The organism is Pantoea sp. B270, assembly GCF_018726825.1.
GTDB classification, from domain to species: domain Bacteria; phylum Pseudomonadota; class Gammaproteobacteria; order Enterobacterales; family Enterobacteriaceae; genus Pantoea; species Pantoea dispersa.
In genome coordinates this window covers 1,619,966-1,643,068 of record NZ_JAHCSX010000001.1, presented here as the reverse complement: position 1 = coordinate 1,643,068, position 23,103 = coordinate 1,619,966, and the positions used below count along the sequence as shown (strand labels likewise).

Here is a 23,103-nt window from a genome sequence, read left to right as displayed (position 1 = left end):
TTTATTATTCAATTAAATTATCTCGGGATTTAAAAAGTGAAACTTATTATTCAAATGCCATGTTTCAATGAGGCTGGAACTTTAGCAATTGCTTTGGCAGCGTTACCCCGTCATGTCAAGGGGTTTGATAAAGTCGAATGGCTTATAATTGATGATGGCAGTACGGACAATACTGTTGAAGTCGCTAAGGAATGCGGTGTTGATCATATTGTTCAACATATGGGTAATAAAGGATTAGCAGTAGCTTTTATGACGGGTATAGATAACTGTCTAAAATTAGGTGCTGATGTAATAATTAACACTGATGCAGATAATCAATACAATGCTGATAATATTCCTGATTTAGTAACTCCAATTCTTGAAAAAAAAGCTGAAATGGTTATCGGTGCCAGACCAATAGCAACCATTGAACATTTTTCACCTGCAAAAAAGTTTCTGCAAAAATTGGGTAGTTGGGTTGTAAGGGGAGCAAGTAAAACAAATATTCCTGACGCACCTAGTGGGTTTCGAGCAATAAGCCGAAGCGCTGCACAGAAATTGATCGTTTTTAGCGAATATACTTACACATTAGAAACCATAATTCAGGCGGGACAAAAAGATATTTCAATCTGCTCTGTACCTGTTGACGTTAATGATGACCTTCGCCCATCAAGGCTAGTAAAAAGTATTCCCTCATATATTCAAAGAAGTATATTTACTATTATAAGAATATTTGTCATCTATAGACCATTCAGATTCTTTTTAACAATTGGTTCTTTATTGATGTCAGTCGGGGTTTTGATTAGTATAAGATATTTATATTTTTACTTTTTCCGTGATGGTGAAGGGCATATTCAGTCGCTGATTCTTTCCGCCATTTTAATCATGATGGGATTCCAAACGATATTAGTCTCATTTTTGGCTGATTTGTTATCCGCCAACCGGAAATTATTAGAAGATATTCGTGTTAAGACAAATAAGATATTACATGATGAAAAAGAGTGATTCGGTATTTTATTAGGGTGTGGATGAGATGAACGGTAAAATACCTGTAAACAATAGCACAAGTGTAAGTGCTAATAAAAAAAATTACGCAAAAGCGTTGAATTTTATTGGTGGCCTTATTGCAATACTGAGCATTATCTTTGTAGCATTGCGTTTGAATAGCTATCTTACAAGTGAAAGCTTGTCGTTTTTTAATTTGAAGCATGTTTTCATTGTGTTGATACTGGTTGTTCTTTATGGACTTGGTAGTCTATTGTTAGGATGCGCCTGGAAAAACATTTTGGCAATGTCTGGTTCTGAGAAAAAGCTTAAGTGGGCAATTTCAACTTATGGTCTAGCCCAAATTGGAAAATATATACCCGGCAATATATTTCATTTGGCAGGCCGTCAGGCATTAGGTTTGAAAGATGGCGTATCAGGAGTAGCCCTTGCTAAGTCCACTGTTTGGGAGCTTGGTTTGTTAGCAATAAGTGGAGCAGTTTTTCTGATAATTGCAGCCCCCGCTTATTTTAATCTTCCTGAAATAGCGACAGTATTATCTTTGCCTGTTTTTTTAGTAACAACAGTCGTTTTCTATTACTTTTTATCTGTTTTTTTTAATGAGTTGTTAGGTAAAGCTTTTATACAGCAAGTTATATTTCTAACCTTGTCAGGATTTATCTTTTATTTCCTTATTTGCATTGTAAGTGAACAGGGTTTTCTTGATTTTAGTAAAATGCATTTCCTCTTTTTCGTGCCTGCAGCCTTTGTTACAGCCTGGTTAATAGGATTGGTCACCCCTGGAGCTCCGGCAGGAATGGGGATTAGAGAGGTTGTGCTTATTTACTTATTGGGCGGATTATACGATAAGGATATTATAATTTTAACAGTATTGATCTCCAGGATAGTCACTGTGTTAGGTGATGTGTTTTTTTATACTATTTCTTTTTATATTCGGAGAATCAACTAAGATGATGGTTGGTGATGTTAAATTCTCTTCTGGGAATTTTGTTTTCTGTACAATATGCTTATTATTGGCATTAATAATCAACAATGTTATACCTTTTTTATCACTGCCTACAATGGGACAGGCGCTGTGGGCTATGGGTTATGCGAAATCTCTATCTAACGAAGGTTTTTTCAATTTATATGCTTATGATATAGGGTTCCCACACCCTGCCGCTATCGCATTTGGATTATCCGCTGTTTTACCATTAAGTTGGTTAATTAAGTTCGGCATTTTGCCCGAGGCTGCTTATAGCTTAGTTTTTGCTTTATATATTGGCTTGGCATTCTTAGGATGCTATAAAATCAGTAGGTTATTTCATGCAAGCCAAAATATTGCATCTATTTTTTCATTACTTTGGCTTATCACACCAGTTATCGGACGCCACTCAGGCTATTCGATGTTGATGCTTGGAATAGCTCTCATTCCATTTTATTGTTGGATAACCTATGTTTTCTTTCAGGCATCTGAATATGATTTCAGTCAGCTTTCATTAAAGTTTTTAGCCTTTCTAAGTTCTGTAATTATATCCGTTTTTATGGATGGCTATACTTTTATCATGTTTGCGGTAGCAGCATCTGCAATAGCTTTATTCTCATTCCTTCAATCAGCCAATAAAAAATCATTCTTTCTCAAGAAATTAATTGGATATTTAGTGGCTTTTTGCTGTGCTTACCTTCTTTATTCCTGTTTCATAGGGAAAAGTTCATATCAGCCAGAGTCTTTAGATTTTTTTAGAGGTTGGGGGTTAGATTTAAGCTTTTTATTTATTCCTACTCAAGGTGTGTTTTGGTTTTATGATCTATTAGCTTTATCGAAACATCGAACAGCATCACAATTTTTTGGTGATGCCTCAGTATGGAATACGAGCTTTATTTTGCCATTTTTATTGTTAGGTGTAATTGGATGGTATCAAAACAAGAGAAAAAGTATCTGGTTTTATTGTGTTTTTATTTTGGGTGTTTTTTCTGTTTATATGGCACCAGGACCATCGATAAAGCTTTTCTCATTTAAACCTGATAATTACATCGCGCCATCTGATATGGCTAATACTATGCTAATGCCTGAGAAGTATGCATTAGCTCCAACTGGTAATTCTTTTATATCGCAATACCTTCCTGGCTTCAATGTTATGCGAGCCTCATATAGGTGGATCGCTTTAGCATCCTTTTGCTTTTGGGTCCTAACTTTAAGTATGTTGGTAAGAGTAAGTAAAAAGAGGCAATATATATTTTCAATTCTACTGGTCGCTCTATTTCTTCCTCATTTATCTAAGGCCTGGAACTATGGAAGAGCTAATTTTTTATCCGTAGCGGATATTAACAAGAAAATGGTCGACAATCTTAAAATTGATATCGATCGTTCGTCTCGAGTGGCATTCATTCCATGGAATAATGATTTCTTTGCTAATTATTTAGCGCCTTATTCTAATTTCAAAACCTTTAATATTGGTGGTGATAAGAATTTAGATGTGGCTAAATTGCATTGGCCGCCGGTTATGCTCAATCTACAAGGAGCAGTTTCTGACGCTCAAATTCCTTATATAACTCAGTTGTTATTAAATAAAGACGTTGATTATATCATAATTCCTTTTGTTAACATGTTATGGTCTGCCCATTATTGGGAATGCCCTGAGGATACACTACTGCCTTTATCATCAGAAAAGCGGATTTCACTTAAAAATGATCTGGATTTCAAGTGTCCCGCTGTTATAAAAAAGAATTATTCGTCTTTAATTTATAAATTAGATGAGATTCCATTCTTCAATGTTAAAGAAAGAGATTACTATGCTGTTATTAGTTTAGATGAAAAGAAATATACCGAATATCTTAACTCCGAAAACATCCATTATCCTTTTGTTATAAATGATACAGATTTCAATCTTGACTTTGTACTTGATGATGGATGGTATTATAGAGAACCGGGTCATGTTTGGTCAAAAGATAAGGCAGTTTTACAACTTCCAGTGCCAAATGACTCATCGAATTTTTATGTGCTTAAATATAATGTTTTATTATCAAACGTAAGAAATTCGGTTGATATAGAGTTTAAAACTTCACAAAATAATCAGATTGTTACAGAGGAAGTTACATCCAAAACCAATGATGCTTCGATTGTTTTAATTCCAATCGATCATTCTCAGAAGGTCCAAAAGATAGAGTTGTTTGTAAAGGACGCTAAATCTCCAGCTGAGTTAGGTCTTGGTACGGATAACAGAATGTTAGGACTTTCTTTACAGGAAGTATCTATAAAACATTAATCTTTAACGGCCTTTAAATAGGCCGTTTTTTTCCTATACCAGCAAATCCCCTCTGCGTCCCGCATTTTCCCCCGCCAGCCTCACCACCAGCATCCCAGCCGTGACAAACTTGGTCAGGTTTCGTGCATACAGCACGCCGCCAAACTCAGCCACCAGCGGTGTCACGTAGTCATTGAGCGGGTCGACAATCTCCGCCACCACTTCGCCCGCTTTAACCCACTCACCTAATTTTCTGCGGTTCAGCAGTAGTCCGGAGTGAGGTGCGTGGATGTACTCACAGCCTGCCAGCTGGGTTGGTGCATGGATCAGGGCAGGGGAGTCTCCGGTTTCTCCGGCAATATATCCCCCTTCAATCAGCGCATTGATAATTGCATCCGCATCCTTCTCCGCCTGTTCCGGCGATACATCGGCTACGCCGCGCAGTTCCAGCGTCACCGGCAGCAGGCCGCGCGGCATCGGGTAGTCCTTGCCAAAACGCTCAGCTAGTGTCAGCCAGGGTTCGCAGCAGGCCTCATCAAAGGGCTCTCCGCCGGAGATCTGCGCCAGTAGCTGCACTTCACTGCCAAGCCAGCGCGCCAGCGGCTCAATCTCCGGCCAGGCGTGCGGTGTGGTGTAAAGATGCGGCAAGGCATCCCAGTCGCAGTGCAGGTCAATCATCAGGTCTGCCTGGCTGGCCATGCGCATCAGGGTGAAGCGCTGGGCCTCCAGTTCGCTTTTGGCGATGCGGTCGCGGTAGTGACGATCGATGGCGTCGCGAATCAGTCGTTTGTTTTCATATTCACTCTGTGTCAGCGAGCCCGCCAGTTCTGCCGCCAGCGTATCGCCCAGCGCCGGGAAGCGACGGTTAAAATCCTGACCAGAAAGAGTATGAAAACGTCCGAGGTGAGTGCCGTGCCAGTGCTGACCCAGTGCGAGCGGATTCGCGACCGGCACCAAAGTGATTTTGGCTTTCAGCTTGCCCGCCGACTCCAGCGCCAGTAGCTTCTGCTTGAGATACCACGCCACCGCCATGCCCGGCAGTTCATCGCCGTGCAGCGCCGCCTGAATATATACCCGCTGCTGTGAGTCGGTGCCGAAGTGGAAGCTGACAATTTCCCGCTGGGTGCCCAGCGTCGCGCTTAACAAAGGATGATGTTGTTGTTGCATAACGCAGTCGATGTCCTGTGTCTGGGGCACGCTCGTGGCCGCGCCGCATGAAATTGATGAAGGGAATTATAGTTCTGCTGGAAAAAGGGCGGCAAATGCGCCGCCCCATCGATCACGGCTTAATAGAGATATCCGTCGCAAAATACTTCTTCTGCAAGGTATCAAAGGTACCGTTCTTTTTGATCTCCGCGAAGGCGTTGTCCAGCGCGGTTTTTAATTCGGTGTCGCCTTTGCGCAGGCCGATGGCGGTGCCAGGGCCGATAATCGGATCCTGCACAATCGGGCCAGCCAGCTCGAAATCTTTGCCCTGCGGATGTTTCAGGAAGCCGTTTGCGGCCTGTGCGGCATCGGTGAACACCACGTCAAGGCGTCCGGAAATCAGGTCGCTCTCGACCTGTGCCTGATCGCCATATGGCACCACGTTCACGCCGTGCGGCTGCCATTTTGCCAGCGCGTAGCGCTCCTGCACGGTGCCCTGTTCCACGCCCACGGTTTTGCCTTTCAGCGATTCCGCAGTGGGCAGCAGGCCGGAGCCTTTACGCGCAATCAGCTGGGTGTGGGTGTCATACAGCGGCACGGTGAAGTCGATCTGCTTCAGACGCTCTTCGGTGATACCCATATCCGACAGAATGGCGTCAAACTTACGCGCCTTCAGCGCCGGGATCATGCCGTCGAACTGGCTCTCGACCCACACGCATTTGGCCTGCATCTGCGTGCACAGCGCATTGCCGAGGTCGATGTCAAACCCGACCAGCTTGCCCTGCGGCGTTTTGGATTCAAAAGGGGGATAGGTAGGATCAACGGCGAAACGCACCTGATCGATTTTTGCCTGAGCGCCGAACGCGCAGCCTGCCAGCACAGCCAGTGCCAGCGTCTGGCGCAGACGGGCGGTAAAACGGGAACTTGCCATAGTTGCGGTCTTCTTTTGTCGTGATGATAAGTCATCGAGAGTACCGCTCAGCGTGGTGTATGGCAATTAGAGTATTATTTTCATCACGTTACCATTATGCAGTGCGCGGTAATCCTCCACCTGCAGTACCACCGACTTCTCCAGCAGCCCGGCGTTAAAGGCAATTTCGTCGTAGCGCTCGAACAGCAGCGGGTCGACCACCAGCTGTAAATCCGCATGAAAGCTAAACGGCGGAATCGCGCCAAATACGCAGCCGGTCAGCGCATCCACCTCAGCCGGCGAGGCCAGCGAGGCGCGACGGCCACCCACGGCGGCTGCCACTTTACTCAGGTCGGCCTGCTGGTCGGCCGGTAGCACCGCCAGCACATGCTGTTTGATGCCGTTGCCCTTGACGTGACACACCAGCGCTTTGGCACCTTGTCCCACTTCCGTGCCACGAATCGCGGCCACAGCTTCACACTTTCCGGTCGCTTCATGCTCCATGAGTCGGTAACGGGCGTTATGCTGATCGAGCAGGGCGAGCAGTTTTTCATGCGTGGTCATGAGGGTTTCCATTCTGATGAAGCGCAATTGATCGCACTCTTTTGCGAAGTATGCTGCTCAAAATCGAGCCAGAAAGCCCGTATTGAGCAGCATGGCGCACAATTGTTACTTATGGCGTGCGCGCAGGTTGTTGATGATGGTGCTGAGGTCCAGCTCCTGATCCTGCAGCAGCACCAGCAGATGGTACAGCAGATCGGAGGCTTCGTTGGTCAGTTCGTGGCGGTCATTGACGGTAGCGGCCAGCGCGGTCTCAACACCTTCTTCTCCCACCTTCTGTGCAATGCGCTTGGTGCCGCTGGCGTACAGCTTCGCCGTATAGGAGCTGGCCGGATCGGCGCTTTTACGCGAGGCCAGCAGTTGCTCCAGCTGATACAGGAACGTCCAGTCCGGTGCGGCAGGCGAAAAGCAGCTCGAGGTACCGAGATGGCAGGTGGGGCCAATCGGATTGGCCAGCACCAGCAGCGTGTCGTTATCGCAATCCGGCGTGATGCTGACCACTTTGAGGAAGTGACCCGACGTTTCACCTTTGGTCCATAAACGGTTTTTGGTGCGGGAGAAGAAGGTGACGTTGCCGTCGGCCAGCGTCTTGTGCAGCGCGTCCTCGTTCATATAACCGTGCATCAGCACTTCGCCGGAGACGTTGTGCTGGACGATGACGGGCATCATGCCCGCGGTTTTGGCCCAGTCCAGTCTGGCCAGTTGTTCTGCAGTTAACACGCGCGAATCTCCACACCGTTGTCGATCAGGAAGTTTTTCAACTCGCCGATATTGATAATTTGTTTGTGAAACACCGAAGCCGCCAGCGCGCCGTCGACGTTTGCCTGCTCAAAGGCTTCGAGGAAGTGCGCCATGGTTCCTGCGCCGCCGGAGGCGATCAGCGGCACCTTACACACGTCACGCACCTTCTTCAGCTGCACCAGGTCGTAGCCGTTACGCACGCCGTCCTGATTCATCATATTCAGTACGATCTCGCCAGCGCCCAGCTTCTGCACTTCCTCTACCCAGTCCAGCGTTTCCCACTGGGTAACGCGGGTGCGCGCTTCGTCGCCGGTATACTGATTGACGTGATACTTGCCGCTGGCTTCATCAAACCAGGTATCGATGCCCACCACGATGCACTGCACGCCGAAGCGGTCCGCCAGCCGGGTAATCAGCGTTGGATCGGCCAGCGCCGGTGAGTTGATGGAGATCTTATCTGCGCCAAACTGCAGAATGCGCGCCGCATCTTCCGGGGTTTTGATGCCCCCGGCGACGCAGAACGGAATATCGATCACTTCCGCCACGCGCGATACCCAGCTTTTATCCACCACGCGGCCGTCGGAAGAGGCGGTGATATCGTAAAACACCAGTTCGTCAGCGCCTTCCTGGGCATAGCGCTGCGCCAGCGGGACGATGTCGCCAATGATTTCGTGGTTGCGGAACTGCACGCCTTTCACTACTTGCCCGTCACGCACATCCAGACAGGGGATTATCCGTTTTGCCAGCATGCAATTGCCTCCGCTACCGTAAATTTATCTTCCAGCAGGGCGCGACCGACAATCACACCCTGTGCACCGCTGCCGCGCAGGGCAGCGATATCGTCCAGTGAACCGATGCCGCCGGAAGACTGGAACGCGATGTCAGGAAACGCCTGGGATACTTCCTGATACAGCGCCACATTGGAACCGCTCAGCGTGCCGTCACGCGAAATATCAGTGCACAGCACATGTTTCAGGCCCACCGGCTGATACCAGCCAATCACCTCTTCCAGCGTCACGCCTGCCGCTTCCTGCCAGCCGCTGATCGCCACTTCTTTGCGATTGCTGGCGTCAATGCGCACGTCAAGCGCCAGCACAATGGCGTCGGCACCAAATTCGCTGAACCAGCCTTTCACTTCTTCCGGCTGCTTGACTGCGGTGGAGCCAACCACCACGCGCGTGGCGCCGGCTGCCAGCAGGGCGGCCACATCGTCACGATGACGGATACCGCCGCCAACCTGTACCGGCACGCTGACGCCGCGTAAAAGCGTGGTCAGCAGCGGGATCTGGCGCTTTGCCGGATCTTTCGCCCCGGTCAAATCCACCAGATGTAACACTTCCGCGCCCTGGCGTTCATAATCCTGCAGGCGCGGCAGGGGATCGTTGCCGTAATCGCGCTGCTGGCCGTAGTCGCCCTGATGCAGGCGTACCACTTTGCCGTCGATCAAATCTAATGCGGGGATAATCATCACATCTCCAGGAAGTTTTTCAGCAGCTGCGCGCCGGCTTTACCCGAGCGCTCCGGGTGGAACTGCACGCCGAAGAAGTTATCTTTCTGCAGGGCGGCGGTGAACGGCAGGCCATAGTCGCACTGGGCGATGGTGGCGGCATTCACCGGCATGGCGTAGCTGTGCACAAAGTAGAAATAGCTGCCGTCCGGAATGTTGCGGAACAGGTGATTGCCGGCCTGCGCGGTGATCTGGTTCCAGCCCATGTGCGGCAGCGGTAAACCCCGGGTATCCATCAGCGATACCGGCTCATCAACGATGCCCAGCGTGCTGACGCCGCCGTTCTCATCGCTGCCGCGTCCGAGCAGCTGCATGCCGAGACAGATGCCGAGCACCGGCTGGGTGCAGGCTTTCACCAGCTCGATCAGATCGCGCTCCTGCAGCTGGTCCATCGCCGCCCGCGCGGTACCGACGCCGGGCAGAAACAGTTTGTCGGCGCGCAGCACCACGTCCGGATCGCGGCTCACTGCGGGCGTGTAGCCGAGGCGCTCAATCGCCCACTTAACTGAAGAGAGGTTGGCGCAGCCGGTATCAAGAATCACCACGTTCATTACAGCACTCCTTTCGAGCTCGGCAGGGTGTTGCCCTCAACGCGAATCGCCTGACGCAGCGTGCGGCCAAAGGCTTTGAACAGGCTTTCCACGCGGTGATGATCGTTGCGGCCTTTGGTTTTCAGGTGCAGCGTGCTCATCATGGCGTACGACAGCGAGCGGAAGAAGTGCTCGACCATTTCGGTGCTCAGGTCGCCAACGCGCTGGTAGCTGAACTCGGCTTTGTATTCGAGGTGCGGACGGCCGGAGATATCCAGCGCACAGCGCGCCAGGCACTCATCCATTGGCAGCACGAAGCCGAAGCGGCCGATGCCGCGCTTGTCGCCCAGCGCCTTCAGCAGCGCTTCGCCCAGCGCCAGGCCGGTGTCTTCTACCGTGTGGTGATCGTCGATATACAGGTCGCCTTTCACCTCGATGTTCATGCGGAAGCCGCCGTGCACGGCGATCTGATCCAGCATGTGATCAAAGAAGCCGACGCCGGTGTTGATTTTGCTGCCACCTTCGCGATCCAGCCACACTTCCACTTTGATCTGCGTCTCTTTGGTGTTGCGGTTCACCAGCGCGTGACGATCGCGTTTGGTCAGGCGCGCCTGAATCGCGTCCCAGTCTTCGCCTTCCGCGCCGTAGCGCAGGCCCTGAATGCCCATGTTCTGCGCCAGCTGGATGTCGGTCAGACGGTCGCCAATCACATAGCTGTTGGCGGTATCCAGCGCGCCGTCGGCCAGCCAGGCTTCGACCATTTTGGTCTTTGGCTTGCGGCAGTCGCAGTTCTCTTCCGGCAGATGCGGGCAGATCAGGATGTCGCTGAAGTTCACGCCCTGTGAGCGCAGGATCTGCATCATCAGGTTGTGCGGGCCGTCAAAATCGGCCTGCGGGAAACGTTCAGTGCCCAGGCCGTCCTGGTTGGTGATCATCACCAGCTGATAACCCGCCTCCTGCAGCGCCAGCAGGGCCGGGATGGCGTTCTTCTCAAACGCCAGCTTCTCCATACGGTCCACCTGAAAATCCGTCGGCGGCTCAGAGATGAGGGTGCCATCGCGGTCGATAAAAAGGATCTTCTGACTCATGCTTGCTCCACAGATAAGGCTTGCAGCGCGGCGATCAGGCGCTCGCACTCTTCACGGGTGCCGATGGAGATGCGCAGACATCCCGCCAGGCCAGGGTTTTTGTTTTGGTCGCGCAGAATAATGCCCTGATCCCACAGCGTTTTAAACACTTTTGGCGAGTCGGTGAAGCGCGCCAGAATATAGTTGGTTTCGCTCGGGAAAACCTGCTGCACGACGCTCAGCTGCGGCAGCTGTTCGCACAGCCAGGCGCGGTTGTCGTTAAGCTGCTGCGCGTGCTGACGCATCAGCGCGATGCCTTGCTCGCTCAGCGCCTGCGCCGCCACGTCGGCCACCGGCGTCGCCAGCGGGTAAGGTGCAATCACTTTCAGCAGCAGATCGATCACCGGCTTGTTGGCCAGCGTAAAGCCGCAGCGCAGGCCAGCCAGCGCAAAGGCTTTCGACAACGTGCGCAGAATCACCAGATGCGGGAACTCCTGCAGCCAGCCGGCCAGCGTTGCTTGCGGGCAGAACTCAATATAGGCTTCGTCGGCGACCACCAGCGCTTTGCCGGCGGTCATCGCCAGCAGCTGGCGAATGTCATCCTGATTAATCAGATTGCCGGTCGGGTTGTTCGGGCTGCACATGTACACCACTTTCACGCCGTCCAGCTGGTCCGCGATGGCGGGCAGGTTGAGCTGCCAGTTGTCCAGTGCCGGCACGGTGCGGTACTCAATGCCGATGGTTTCGGCGCTGACGCTGTACATGCCGTAGGTCGGCGGGCAGAACAGAATGGCGTCTTTGCCCGGCTCGCAGAAGGCGCGCATCAACAGCTCAATCCCTTCATCCGCCCCGCGGCTCACCAGCACCTGCTCCGGCTGGACGCCGGCATAGGCGGCGTAGCGCGAAATGACTAATTTGGGCTGGCACTCCGGATAGCGGTTCAACGTCTGCTGCGACAGTTCAAACGGCACCGGCAGCGGAAATTCGTTCGCATTCAGCCATACGTCACCGTTGCCACCGAGGCGACGAGCAGACTGATAGGGCGTCAGCGCGCGCACGTTGGCGCGGGCTAAATCTTCAACGTTGTTGCTCATGCTTGCTCCTTCAGGGCTGCGACGCGCAGGGTCACGGCATTTTTGTGCGCGTCCAGCTGTTCCGCGGCGGCGAGGGTTTCAATGGTGGCGGCGAGGTTGAGGAAGCCCTGCGGCGTCAGCTCCTGGACCGTCATGCGTTTCTGGAAATCGGCCAGCCCAAGGCTGGAGCAGGTCGCGGTGTAGCCATAGGTCGGCAGCACGTGGTTAGTGCCGGAGGCATAATCACCGGCGGATTCCGGCGACCAGTCGCCGAGGAACACCGAACCGGCGCTGGTGATCTCCTCAACCAGCGCGCGCGGCTGGCGCGTCTGAATAATCAGGTGCTCCGGGCCGTACTGATTGGAGATTTCCACGCACTGCGCCAGATCCTGCGCCACAATCAGGCGGCTGCTCTCCAGCGCCTGACGTGCGGTGGCGGCGCGCGGCAGCTGCGCCAGCTGTTGTTCAACCGCCAGCGCCACGCCTTCGGCCAGCTGCCGTGAAGGCGTCAGCAGAATCACCTGAGAATCCGGACCGTGTTCGGCCTGCGACAGCAAATCGGAGGCGACAAACGCCGGCGTCGCGCCTTCGTCCGCAATCACCAGCACTTCAGACGGACCGGCAGGCATGTCGATCGCCGCGCCGTCGAGACGCTGGCTGACCTGGCGTTTCGCTTCGGTCACGTACGCGTTGCCCGGGCCAAAAATCTTGTCTACTTTCGGCACGCTTTCTGTGCCGAAGGCGAGGGCAGCAATCGCCTGCGCGCCGCCGACCTGAAACACTTCCTGCACGCCGCATAGCTGCGCCGCGTAGAGAATTTCATCGGCAATTGGCGGCGGCGAGCACAGCACCACGCGGCCGCAGCCGGCAATGCGTGCCGGCGTTGCCAGCATCAGCACGGTGGAGAACAGCGGCGCGGAGCCGCCGGGAATGTACAGCCCGACCGACTTCACCGGACGGGTGATCTGCTGGCAGCGCACGCCCGGCTGGGTTTCCACGTCCACCGGCGGCAGAATCTGCGCATTGTGGAAGGTTTCGATATTCGCCATGGCGTCTGCCATCGCCTGTTTTAAGTTGTCGCTCAGCCGCTCGCCGGCCGCCTGCATCTCAGCGGCGGACACGCGCAGATTCTCCACCTGGGCTTTGTCGAAGCGCGCGCTGAACGCCCGCAGTGCCGCGTCGCCCTGCTGTTTAACCTGCACCAGCACGTCCTGCACGGTGGCGCTGATGCTGGCCGATGCCGAGATTGCCGGACGCTGCAGCAGCGCCTGCTGCTGTTCGGCACTACACGCCTGCCAGTCGATAGGTTGCATGATTGCGCTCATCGGTTACTCCAGCATTTTTTCAATTGGCAGCACGAGGATCGAACTGGCGCCAAGCGCCTTCAGTTTTTCCATGGTTTCCCAGAACAGCGTTTCGCTGCTCACCATGTGCATCGCCACGCGGCTCACTTCACCGGCCAGGGGCAGCACGGTAGGGCGCTCGGCACCCGGCAGCAGGGCGATGACTTCTTCCAGCCGCTCGCTCGGCGCGTGCAGCATGATGTATTTGGATTCACGCGCTTTAATCACGCCCTGAATACGCGTCATCAGCGTATCCACCAGCTGCTGTTTCGCCGCTGGCAGTTCGCCATCGCGCTGAATCAGCACCGCTTTAGAGCGGTAGATCACTTCAACTTCACGCAGGCCGTTAGCTTCCAGCGTGGCGCCGGTAGACACCAGGTCGCAAATGGCATCGGCCAGACCGGCGCGCGGTGCCACTTCAACGGAACCGTTCAGCAGGCAGGATTTAAACGCGATGCCTTGTTTATCAAGGTATTTCTTCAGCAGGTGCGGGTAAGATGTGGCGATACGGGCATTATTCAGGCATTGCGGACCGGTGTACTCGGCATCGACTGGCATTGCCAGTGACAGGCGGCAACCGCCGAAATCGAGGCGACGCAGCGTAAAGTAACGCGGGTCTTCGCCCTGCGCGCGGCGCGTCAGCAGCTCCTCTTCCAGCACGTTTTCGCCAACGATACCGAGGTCGACCACGCCATCCATCACCAGGCCAGGGATATCGTCATCGCGCACGCGCAGGATGTCGATTGGCATGTTCTCCGCAAACGCAATCAGACGCTGCTGCTGAAGGTTAATTTTAATACCGCAGCGTGCCAGCAGTTCGCGTGATTCATCACTCAAACGGCCAGATTTCTGCATAGCTATGCGTAAACGGGTGTTATCTAACATGGTTCCTGTCCTCTTATTCAATCCTGTCTGAAGCGTCTTGGGTTGCGTTCGCCCATAAAAAAACCCCCGGAAGATGATCTTCCGGGGGCTCTCTTTGCGCTCGCACCACTGGAAGATCCTAAACGTCTTCCAGCACACATCGCCTGAAAGACTAGTCAGGGTGATGGTGATGATGGTGGTTGAACTGAACGCGTGTCATAAAAAATTCCGTTGCTGAATGAGTATTCATTTGCGTGCTGATTAACCTAACGAAGATGGCGGCGCTTGGCAACCCTTTTTTAACGTCAGTTTTCGCAACCTTCGGCAACAGTTTGCGCTGGTCTGGCTGGCGCGCTGGCACTAAGATGGGGTGTCTTAGCGCGGGAGAGCAGGAGTCGATATGAAAAAGGTGGCGATTGTAGGTCTGGGATGGCTGGGAATGCCGCTGGCGATGGCGCTGTCAGCGCGCGGCTGGCAGGTGACCGGCAGCAAAACTTCACCGGATGGCGTCGATGCGGCGCGCCGCTGTGGTATTGATGCGTTTCAGCTGGTGCTGTCACCGGAGCTGGAGTGTGAAGCAGACGATTTGGCCGCGCTGATGGCGGTGGATGCGCTGGTGGTGACGCTGCCCGCCAGCCGCACCGTGCAGGGCGGCGAAGATTACATGCAGGCGGTGCAGAACGTGGTCGATACCGCGCTGGCGAATAAAGTGCCGCGCATCATCTTTACCAGCTCTACCTCGGTATACGGCAGCGGCGACGGCGTGAGAAAAGAGAGCAGTGCGCTGCAGCCGGAGACGGTGGCAGGCAAAACGCTGGTGGAGCTGGAAAACTGGCTGCATGACCTGCCGGGCACCAGCGTGGATATCGTGCGTCTCGCCGGACTGGTCGGCCCGAATCGTCATCCGGGGCGTTTCCTCGCCGGTAAAACCAACCTGGAAAACGGCGCGCACGCGGTGAACCTGGTGCATCTTGATGATGTGGTCGACGCGATTGTGCTGCTGCTGCAAACGCCAAAAGGCGGGCACGTTTACAACCTGTGCGCCCCGAAACATCCATCACGCGATAGCTTTTACCCGAGCGTGTCGAAGCAGTTAGGCCTGGTGCCACCGACGTTTGTTGCCGAGCCGGTGCGCGCCAGCGGCAAGGTGATTGACGGTTCGAAGATTTGTCACGAGCTGGGGTTTGAGTACAGCTACGATGACCCGATGAAGATGCCGCTGGAGTAGGGGCGGTGCGGGGTTGCCCTCACCCTAACCCTCTCCCGCCCGCGGGAGAGGGAACCGCCCGAGCGTTTATTTCGCTGGTTTCGTCATTTTGACAAACGGCAGCATTAACCTCAGACAGATGATCTCACGGCCATTCTCCTTCTCCATACAGATGAACGCACCGTCCTTCTCCCTCTCCCTGCAGATGAACGCACCGTCCTTCTCCCTCTCCCCGTGGGAGAGGGCCGGGGTGAGGGCAGCAAACCGCACCCACCTAAACCCCCAGCCGATCCCTTAACGCATACCAGGCCGCGCCCATCGCCGTCAGTGGCACCTTAAAGCGTCTTCCGCCGGGAAACGGCAGGTGCGGCAGCTTTGCAAACGCATCAAACCGCTCTGCATGGCCGCGCAGCACTTCGGCAATCAGCTTGCCGGAGAGGTGCGTACAGGTCACGCCATGTCCGCTATCGCCCTGCATAAAGAACACATTCTTCTCCAGCTGACCAAACTGCGGCATGCGCGACAGCGTGAGCAGGAAGTTACCGCTCCAGCGATGGCTGATCTTCACGTCGCGCAGCTGCGGAAAGGTGCGCAGCAGCTTGGGCCGGATCAACGCCTCGATGTCTTCCGGTTCGCGCGCGCCGTACACCACGCCGCCGCCGTACAGCAGGCGGTTGTCGGCAGTCAGGCGGAAGTAATCCAGCAGATAATTGCAATCTTCTACGCAGTGGTTATTGGGCATCAGCCCCAGCGCCTGATCGCGGCTCAGCGGCTCGGTGGTGACGATCTGCGAGCCGCACGGCATGCTTTTGCGCCCCAGTCGCGGTTCCAGTTGCGACGGCAGATAGGCGTTGCCGGCAAAAATCACAAAGGTGGCACTGACTTCACCCTGTGCGGTTTTGACCCGGTTGGGTGCGCCGTAGGTCACTGCCAGCGCCGCCGACTGCTCATAAATACGGCCGCCGTGCCGGCGAATCGCCTCGGCTTCACCTAACGCCAGATTGAGCGGGTGCAGATGGCCGCCGCGCCGGTCCAGCAGGCCGCCGACGTAACGGTCGGTGGCCACTTCACGGCGGATGCCGCGCTCGTCCAGCAGCTCCAGATCGCTATTGCCGTAGCGTGCCCAGCTGGCCTGCTGGCTGCGCAGATGCCCCATCTGGCGCTGATTGAGCGCTGCGAAAATGCCGCCGGGGCGATAGTCGCAGGCGATGGCGTAACGATCGATACGGTCGCGGATAATCTCCGCCCCTTCGAACATCATGCTGCCCAGCATCTGCGCAGTCTGTTTGCCGTAGCGCTGCTCAATCACATCGACATCGCGGCTGTAAGAATTCACCACCTGGCCGCCGTTGCGGCCGCTGGCGCCAAAGCCGACGCGGGCCGCTTCCAGCACCACCACATCGTAACCGGCTTCGGTGAGAAACAGCGCGGAAGAGAGCCCGGTAAACCCGCCGCCGATGATGCAGACGTCACACTGAATGCTCTCCTGCAGCTGCGGCCACGGCGCGTGCGCGTTGGCGGTCGCGGCGTAATAACTTTGCACGTGGTGCATCATAACCTCCTGTAGCGCGTGAACTCAGAAATTGGCGGGCGTATGCGCGCTGACAATGCGACACGGCTGATCTGACGTATTGGTAAAACTGTGCGGCAAACCGGTATCAATCACGTAGCTTTCGCCGCGGTTTAGGTGATAACTCTGACCGTTCACCACCAGAGTGATTTCCCCCTCCAGCACCGTGCCGGTCTCTTCACCGGGATGGCGCAGCTTTTCACCGGTGCTGGCCCCCGGCTCGTAGCGCTCCAGCAGCATGGCCAGCGCGCGCTTCGCCGCACCGTTATCAATCAGCTGTAAAGAAACACCGAGGCTGCCGATCTCAACGCAATCATCCGGGCGTACGATGATGCGCGGCGTGGCATTCACTTTCGGCTCCGAGAAAAACTCCGACAGCGACAGCCCATACACTTTGAGTAGCTTTTGTAACGTGCTGACTGCCGGGCTGACTTTATCCTGCTCAATGGTGCTGATAGCGCTGTGTGTTAAACCTGACAACTCAGCGACGCGACGCTGAGACAATCCCAACTCCTGCCGGATTTGCGATAAGCGTCGTCCGGGCGCCAGAGTGGCATCATTCATGGCTGCTTTTCCTTGTGATAACGTGCTGCGGCGTGGATAAAGGCCTCGAATAAACGGCGCGAGACCGGATCGCGATCGGATTGCCACTCCGGATGCCATTGCACCGCCAGCGCAAACGGATGCTGGCGCAGGCTGACGGCTTCGATCAGGCCATCCGGCGCGCGGGCTTCAATGCGTAACTGCGGACCCGGCTCGCGGATGCCCTGGCCGTGCAGCGAATTGACCGCGAACGCGGCAGCGCTGTCGAGCAACTGGCTCAGCAGGCCATCGGGTTCTGGCTGCACCAGATGCGCCGGCGCGTACTGCTGCTCCAGCGGCTGGCTGTCATCTTCGCGGTGCTCCTGAAACAGGTGCGTCTGATGCAGCTGGCGATGCAGCGCGCCGCCGTTGGCAACCACCAGCTCCTGCAAACCGCGGCAGATGCCCAGCATCGGCATCTTTTTCCCGCTGGCGTGGGTGATAAGCGCAAAGGATAAGCGGTCACGCGACGGATCGGCATGCGCCTCATGACCCTCTTCACCGTAATGCCAGGGTTCAATATTGCTTGGGCTGCCGGTGAGCAAAATGCCGTCCAGCAGCGTCATACTGTTTTCTAATAGCTGCGGCGCGTGCATTAACTGATGCGGCAAAGGCAGCGGCACGCCACCAGCCAGCACCACGGCGTCGAGGTATTTGTTATGCACGGTCTGCCCAACGTGGTTGCCGATGGGGTTCTGGCACATCACTACGCCAATCAAAGGCTTGTCAAAAATAATGCCCATTACGTCTCCACGCTGCTGTTCAATATTTTCGCCGGTTTTGCGCGCTAAGTAGAAAAAGTGTGCAATATATTGTCAATCTAGCAACCGTCTGGTTGTTCTTCAAACAGAATTGTTACATTTGCACACCATTTGCGTTAGAGCTATGTTAGAGGTGTGGCTGTTATTTTGAGCATGTGCAAACCATCTTAAACGGTATAGGGCGGGTGGGAAGATGACGAACCTCGTGGAAGTAGAAGACTTCACGCGACACAGTGAAGAAAAACGAACCAGCGCGTTCCAGCTGGAGGTGAAAACCTGGCTGGAACGCCATCCGGAAACGCAGTATGTCGATATTCTGTTAAACGATCTCAACGGGGTATTTCGCGGTAAACGCATTCCCGTCTCCGCGTTAGCTAAGCTGGAAAAAGGGTGTTACTTTCCGGCCTCGGTTTTCGCCATGGACATTCTCGGCAACACCGTCGAGGAAGCCGGCCTCGGACAGGCGCTCGGCGAACCTGATAACCTCTGCATACCGGTCCCCGGGACCTTAATTCCTTCCGCCTCTGACCCGCAACGCATCGCCCAGCTGCTGCTGACCATGTGCGACCAAGATGGCACTCCCTTTGACGTTGAACCCCGAAACGTGCTGAACCGGCTGTGGCAACAGCTGCGCAATCGCGGTCTGTTTCCGGTGGTAGCGGTAGAGCTGGAGTTCTATCTGGTGGACAAAAAGCGCGATGCCGAAGGCTATATTCAGCCGCCGTGTGCGCCGGGTAGTGAAGAACGAAACATGCAGAGTCAGGTCTATTCGCTGGATAATCTCGACCATTTCGCCGACGTACTGCACGATATCGACGCGCTGGCGAAACTGCAGAATATCCCCGCCGACGGCGCGCTGGCGGAAGCCTCGCCGGGCCAGTTCGAAATCAACCTGCACCATACGCGCGATATCCTCAAAGCCTGCGACGACGCCATTCTGCTGAAGCGGCTGGTGCGTCAGGTGGCGGAGAATCACGGCATGACCGCCACGTTTATGGCCAAGCCGTATGAGGAGTATGCGGGCAGCGGCATGCACGTACACATCAGTATGCTGGATGCCGCCGACCACAACGCCTTTGCGCTGGATGATGGCAGCGATTCGCCGCTGCTGAAGCGCGCGCTGGCTGGCATGATCGATCTGATGCCGGCATCAATGGCGCTGCTGGCGCCTAACGTCAACGCGTTTCGCCGTTTCCTGCCGGAGGCGTTTGTGCCGCTACAGGCGTCATGGGGACACAATAACCGCACGGTGGCGCTGCGCATTCCCTGCGGCGATGTAGAAAACCATCGCGTCGAGTACCGTGTGGCGGGCGCCGATGCCAATCCGTATCTGGTGGTGTCAGCAATTATTGCCGGTATCTTGCACGGTCTGGATAATCAGCTACCCTTACCGCATCCGGTGAAGGGCAATGGCCACGAGGCGGAAGGGCTGGAACTGCCGATTCGCCAGAGCGATGCGCTGTATGAGTTTGAAAACAGCTATCCGCTGCAAAAGCTGCTCGGCGAGCGTTTCAGCGGCGTGTGGCACAGCTGCAAACAGTATGAGCTGCGCGAGTTTGAACGGCTGATCACCGCCACGGAAATTGACTGGATGTTAAAGAACGCCTGACCGACAGAAGAATTGATCCAACATCTTGTGTCGATGGCCTAAGTTGGGGCAAAATACGCGCCCTGCAAAAGACAAAACATAACCGACGCTTATTACGTCGGTTATTTTTTTGCATGGTGCTTTCACTACATGAACGAGGCCGGACACGCATCCGGATAGATAGACACTGAAACACGCTTGTGCGTGAGATTTGAGGAACAAAGATGGGACTGTTTACAATTGCACCAGCGCAGGCTGGTTCTCGCTTCCGTGATGATTATGGCGCGGCGACAATCGCAAACACTAATATCACTTCTCACTGCAGCACATTGCGCAGTATCCCTGTGGTACAACTGAACTCAGTTGTTGCTGTAGGGGGCCTGAACAATGTCGCTTAATACCTCTGCCGCACCACAGCGTGCACATCTGAAAAAATCTCTGACTCTGATCCCGGTCGTCATGATGGGCCTGGCGTATATGCAGCCAATGACCCTGTTTGATACCTTCGGCATCGTGTCAGGCCTCACCGACGGTCACGTCGCCACCGCTTATGCTTTCGCGCTGATCGCGATACTGTTTACTGCCGTGAGCTACGGCAAGCTGGTACGCCGCTTCCCATCTGCGGGCTCCGCTTACACCTATGCTCAGAAGGCTATCAGTCCGCACGTCGGCTTTATGGTGGGCTGGTCATCACTGCTGGACTATCTGTTCATGCCGATGATCAACATCCTGCTGGCGAAAAGCTACTTTGAGTCGCTGGTGCCGGGCATTCCGTCGTGGATTTTCGTGGTGCTGCTGGTGGCGTTTATGACCATCTCCAACCTGCGTGGGATCAAAACCGTGGCCAACTTCAACAGCGTCATTGTGGTGCTGCAGGTAGTGGTGATGGCAGTGATCACCGGTATGGTGGTGTATGGTGTGGCACACGGTATTGGCGCCGGTACGCTGACCAGCACGAAGCCGTTCTGGTCGGAAAATGCGCAGGTGGTACCAATGATTACCGGTGCAACCATTCTGTGCTTCTCGTTCCTTGGCTTTGACGGTATCAGCTCGCTGTCGGAAGAGACCAAAGATGCCGAGCGCACCATTCCACGCGCGATTTTCCTGACCGCGCTGATTGGTGGGGTGATCTTTATTGGCGTCTCGTACTTCCTGCAGCTGTACTTCCCGGATATCTCGCGTTTCCAGAATCCGGACTCTTCACAGCCGGAAATCATGCTGTTCGTGGCGGGTAAAGCGCTGCAGATCGGCATTCTGATTTTCTCGGTGGTGACGGTGCTGGCCAGTGGCATGGCGGCACACGCCGGCGTTTCGCGTCTGATGTACGTGATGGGCCGTGACGGTGTGTTCCCGCAGCGTTTCTTTGGCTTCGTGCATCCGAAATTCCGCACGCCGTCGCTGAACGTGCTGCTGGTTGGTGCGGTAGCGCTGCTGGCGATCAACTTCGACCTGGTCACCGCAACGGCGCTGATTAACTTCGGTGCGCTGGTGGCGTTCACCTTTGTGAACCTGTCGGTGATTGCCCAGTTCTGGATTCGTGAGAAGCGTAATAAGACGCTGAAAGATCACCTCAACTATCTGGTGCTGCCTATTATGGGTGCGCTGACGGTGGGTGCGCTGTGGATCAACCTGGAAGAGACCTCAATGGTGCTCGGCCTGGTGTGGGCGGCGATTGGTATTGTTTACCTGGCGTTTGTGACCCGCACGTTCCGCAATCCGGTACCGCAGTTTAGCGAAGAGGTGTAAGGCTTTTCCCTCACCCTAACCCTCTCCCGCCCGCGGGGGAGGTAACCGCCCGAGCGTGTGTCAGGTATCAGCCTGGTAGCTGCACCAAAACGCACTACTCCTCTCCCCGCAGGAGAGCACCGGGGTGAGGGCATCAGCCCGCACGAAACCCTGCTACGAAACCAGCTCCTGCGCATACAAATACAGCGCTTTCAGCTGCGCCATCTTCTCTGCATCGCCCTCATGCAAACTGGCCAGCGACTCCAGCTCCAGCAAAAACGCCTGTACCCGCTCCGCATTAAGCTGCTCGCGGCGATGCTGCAGCCAGCGCTGCTGCTCTTTATCATCCAGCGTGCCGGGGAAGTTGCGGGCGCGATAGCGGAACAGCAGCTTCGCGATACGCTTATCCTCAAAGGTCAAATCCAGCGCAGGCAGGTTCTGCGGCGGCGTCTGGCGCAGGATGTTCATGCCGGCGCGATCGGCGTCGCTGAAGAAGCCGTCATACAGCTGCGCATCGACATCCTCCGATGGCGTGAACGGCTCCGCTTCGGCAAACAGCGTCACCACATTTTCCCGCACTTCGGCATGCTGGCGCAGCAGGGCCAGATTCGCCAGACAGTGCTGACGATCGATACCCAGTCGTTCGGCATCTTCCGGGCGCAATGTATTGGCCGGAGCCAGAACCGGGCACTTATTGATGTGCACCAGCTTGATCGGCACCGCCGGCAAATCGCCCAGATCGCTGTGTCGCGTATACAGCCGCTCGCGCAACTCATCCGGCGACAGCGTCAGCAGCGGCGTCATGTCGCCGGCCAGATCGGCCACGATCAGCGCGTTTTTGTTATCCGGATGCCATGCCAGCGGCACAATCCAGCTGGTATTACCGCGCGCTGCGCCGAACATGCCGGAAACGTGCACCAGCGGCTTCATCTGCGGAATATCAATCAGCGTCATCAGTTTCTGCTTGTTGCGATGGGTAAACAGAAACTCAAACAGCTTCGGCTGCTTCTCCTGCACCAGCTTTGCCATCGCCAGCGTGGCGTACACATCGGACATCGCATCGTGCGCCTGTTCGTGTGCCACGCCGTTAGCCTGGGTGAGATGCTCCAGCTTAAAGCTCGGAAAACCGTCGTCGTTCTCCGGCCAGACGATGCCCTCCGGGCGCAGCGCATAGCAGGCGCGCATCACGTCGAGCAGATCCCAGCGCGAATTGCCGTTCTGCCAGCTCCAGCCATACGGGTCGATAAAGTTGCGGTAGAAGATATTGCGCGTCACTTCGTCATCGAAGCGCACGTTGTTGTAACCGATCACACAGGTCTGCGGTTCGCTGAACAGCGCGTGAATGCGCTGAGCAAACTCCACTTCCGGCACGCCGCGCGCGTTGGCCACCTGCGGCGTGATACCGGTGATCATTACCGCTTCCGGCTGCGGCAGGTAATCGTCCGCGAGCTGGCAGTAAAACACCTGCGGTTCGCCCACGGCGTTAAAGGCTTTGTCGGTGCGCAGGCCTGCAAATTGCGCCGGACGATCCAGCGACGGGCTTTTGCCGAAGGTTTCATAATCGTGGAACAGAAAAGTGAACTCAGAGGCGGGCACGGCGTTATCCTGGCTATGGAAAATCAACGCACAGAATAGTCGTCAGCCCGGTACAGCACAACCTCGATCGCCATCGCTGCGAGCGGGCGCGCAGCATTTGTCCGCGGTTCATACTTTTTTTCAA

At 54.8% G+C, this 23,103-nt stretch carries 22 protein-coding genes and 1 other annotated feature; of the genes, 6 read left to right on the top strand and 16 right to left on the bottom strand.

All coding sequences use genetic code 11. The annotated features are described in order from the left end of the window. The first annotated feature begins 36 nt into the window (after window positions 1-36). Genes KOL70_RS07990 through KOL70_RS07980 form a run of 3 tightly spaced genes read left to right on the top strand, consistent with a single transcriptional unit; the run spans window position 37 to window position 4,229 of the window. Window positions 37-984, top strand: coding sequence for a glycosyltransferase family 2 protein (locus KOL70_RS07990; RefSeq protein ID WP_088516586.1), 948 nt, complete (start codon window positions 37-39; stop codon window positions 982-984). A 28-nt stretch (window positions 985-1,012) separates the two neighbouring features. Further along, window positions 1,013-1,933 carry a hypothetical protein gene (locus tag KOL70_RS07985; RefSeq protein ID WP_146068683.1) on the top strand — a complete coding sequence of 307 codons (921 nt, stop codon included), beginning with the start codon at window positions 1,013-1,015 and terminating at the stop codon, window positions 1,931-1,933. A gap of 1 nt (window position 1,934) precedes the next feature. Next, window positions 1,935-4,229 (top strand): hypothetical protein, encoded by a 2,295-nt coding sequence (locus KOL70_RS07980; protein WP_215480487.1) that lies wholly within the window; start codon window positions 1,935-1,937, stop codon window positions 4,227-4,229. 33 nt (window positions 4,230-4,262) lie between these two features. Here the strand turns inward: KOL70_RS07980 and KOL70_RS07975 are convergent, their stop codons facing one another. From KOL70_RS07975 to hisL, 12 genes are all read right to left on the bottom strand, one after another. Further along, window positions 4,263-5,375, bottom strand: a complete 1,113-nt coding sequence (locus tag KOL70_RS07975; RefSeq protein ID WP_150058649.1) for a succinylglutamate desuccinylase/aspartoacylase family protein — start codon at window positions 5,373-5,375, stop codon at window positions 4,263-4,265. A gap of 112 nt (window positions 5,376-5,487) precedes the next feature. After that, window positions 5,488-6,285: an ABC transporter substrate-binding protein gene (locus KOL70_RS07970; protein ID WP_150058648.1), complete on the bottom strand. Its 798-nt coding sequence runs from the start codon at window positions 6,283-6,285 to the stop codon at window positions 5,488-5,490. A 66-nt stretch (window positions 6,286-6,351) separates the two neighbouring features. After that, window positions 6,352-6,828: a YbaK/prolyl-tRNA synthetase associated domain-containing protein gene (locus KOL70_RS07965; protein WP_072209928.1), complete on the bottom strand. Its 477-nt coding sequence runs from the start codon at window positions 6,826-6,828 to the stop codon at window positions 6,352-6,354. A 105-nt stretch (window positions 6,829-6,933) separates the two neighbouring features. Further along, on the bottom strand, window positions 6,934-7,545 hold the full coding sequence (gene hisIE, locus KOL70_RS07960) for a bifunctional phosphoribosyl-AMP cyclohydrolase/phosphoribosyl-ATP diphosphatase HisIE (RefSeq protein WP_021509350.1): 612 nt from the start codon (window positions 7,543-7,545) through the stop codon (window positions 6,934-6,936). Continuing rightward, entirely contained in the window at window positions 7,539-8,315 is a 777-nt protein-coding gene (hisF, locus tag KOL70_RS07955; RefSeq protein ID WP_021509351.1) for an imidazole glycerol phosphate synthase subunit HisF, read from the bottom strand. The genes hisIE and hisF overlap by 7 nt, the downstream gene beginning before the upstream one ends. Then, window positions 8,297-9,034: a 1-(5-phosphoribosyl)-5-[(5-phosphoribosylamino)methylideneamino]imidazole-4-carboxamide isomerase gene (gene hisA / locus KOL70_RS07950; RefSeq protein WP_132466783.1), complete on the bottom strand. Its 738-nt coding sequence runs from the start codon at window positions 9,032-9,034 to the stop codon at window positions 8,297-8,299. Before hisA ends, hisF begins: the two co-directional genes overlap by 19 nt. Further along, a complete protein-coding gene (gene hisH / locus KOL70_RS07945; protein WP_088518040.1) occupies window positions 9,034-9,624 on the bottom strand; it encodes an imidazole glycerol phosphate synthase subunit HisH in 591 nt (196 codons plus the stop codon). The genes hisA and hisH overlap by 1 nt, the downstream gene beginning before the upstream one ends. Continuing rightward, window positions 9,624-10,691 carry a bifunctional histidinol-phosphatase/imidazoleglycerol-phosphate dehydratase HisB gene (gene hisB / locus KOL70_RS07940; protein ID WP_021509354.1) on the bottom strand — a complete coding sequence of 356 codons (1,068 nt, stop codon included), beginning with the start codon at window positions 10,689-10,691 and terminating at the stop codon, window positions 9,624-9,626. Before hisB ends, hisH begins: the two co-directional genes overlap by 1 nt. Further along, window positions 10,688-11,764: a histidinol-phosphate transaminase gene (hisC, locus tag KOL70_RS07935; RefSeq protein WP_021509355.1), complete on the bottom strand. Its 1,077-nt coding sequence runs from the start codon at window positions 11,762-11,764 to the stop codon at window positions 10,688-10,690. Before hisC ends, hisB begins: the two co-directional genes overlap by 4 nt. Beyond that, window positions 11,761-13,068 (bottom strand): histidinol dehydrogenase, encoded by a 1,308-nt coding sequence (gene hisD / locus KOL70_RS07930; RefSeq protein ID WP_059011598.1) that lies wholly within the window; start codon window positions 13,066-13,068, stop codon window positions 11,761-11,763. The genes hisC and hisD overlap by 4 nt, the downstream gene beginning before the upstream one ends. A gap of 3 nt (window positions 13,069-13,071) precedes the next feature. Beyond that, window positions 13,072-13,971 carry an ATP phosphoribosyltransferase gene (gene hisG, locus KOL70_RS07925; protein ID WP_031280070.1) on the bottom strand — a complete coding sequence of 300 codons (900 nt, stop codon included), beginning with the start codon at window positions 13,969-13,971 and terminating at the stop codon, window positions 13,072-13,074. Between the two features lie 54 nt (window positions 13,972-14,025). Continuing rightward, window positions 14,026-14,147, bottom strand: a sequence feature (His leader region). Further along, entirely contained in the window at window positions 14,123-14,170 is a 48-nt protein-coding gene (hisL, locus tag KOL70_RS07920) for a his operon leader peptide (protein WP_100396937.1), read from the bottom strand. (Overlaps the previous feature by 25 nt.) A gap of 180 nt (window positions 14,171-14,350) precedes the next feature. Between hisL and KOL70_RS07915 the strand changes: the two genes are divergently transcribed. Beyond that, on the top strand, window positions 14,351-15,178 hold the full coding sequence (locus KOL70_RS07915; protein ID WP_058757317.1) for an SDR family oxidoreductase: 828 nt from the start codon (window positions 14,351-14,353) through the stop codon (window positions 15,176-15,178). 253 nt (window positions 15,179-15,431) lie between these two features. On the opposite strand, the gene KOL70_RS07910 is transcribed toward KOL70_RS07915, so the two are convergent. The 3 genes from KOL70_RS07910 to puuD are packed head-to-tail and all read right to left on the bottom strand — an operon-like array spanning window position 15,432 to window position 18,052. Beyond that, window positions 15,432-16,712, bottom strand: coding sequence for an FAD-binding oxidoreductase (locus KOL70_RS07910; RefSeq protein WP_058771096.1), 1,281 nt, complete (start codon window positions 16,710-16,712; stop codon window positions 15,432-15,434). A 21-nt stretch (window positions 16,713-16,733) separates the two neighbouring features. Beyond that, window positions 16,734-17,291, bottom strand: a complete 558-nt coding sequence (gene puuR / locus KOL70_RS07905; RefSeq protein WP_031280073.1) for an HTH-type transcriptional regulator PuuR — start codon at window positions 17,289-17,291, stop codon at window positions 16,734-16,736. Then, a complete protein-coding gene (gene puuD / locus KOL70_RS07900) occupies window positions 17,288-18,052 on the bottom strand; it encodes a gamma-glutamyl-gamma-aminobutyrate hydrolase (protein ID WP_215480486.1) in 765 nt (254 codons plus the stop codon). Before puuD ends, puuR begins: the two co-directional genes overlap by 4 nt. Window positions 18,053-18,263: 211 nt before the next feature. On the opposite strand from puuD, the gene KOL70_RS07895 reads away from it, so the two are divergent. Beyond that, the gene (locus tag KOL70_RS07895) at window positions 18,264-19,679 is read left to right on the top strand and encodes a glutamine synthetase family protein (RefSeq protein WP_215480485.1); all 1,416 of its coding nucleotides are present in this window, start codon (window positions 18,264-18,266) and stop codon (window positions 19,677-19,679) included. Between the two features lie 366 nt (window positions 19,680-20,045). Further along, window positions 20,046-21,404, top strand: coding sequence for an APC family permease (locus KOL70_RS07890; RefSeq protein WP_058757322.1), 1,359 nt, complete (start codon window positions 20,046-20,048; stop codon window positions 21,402-21,404). Between the two features lie 153 nt (window positions 21,405-21,557). On the opposite strand, the gene sbcB is transcribed toward KOL70_RS07890, so the two are convergent. Next, a complete protein-coding gene (gene sbcB / locus KOL70_RS07885) occupies window positions 21,558-22,979 on the bottom strand; it encodes an exodeoxyribonuclease I (protein ID WP_058757323.1) in 1,422 nt (473 codons plus the stop codon). Window positions 22,980-23,103 lie beyond the last annotated feature (124 nt).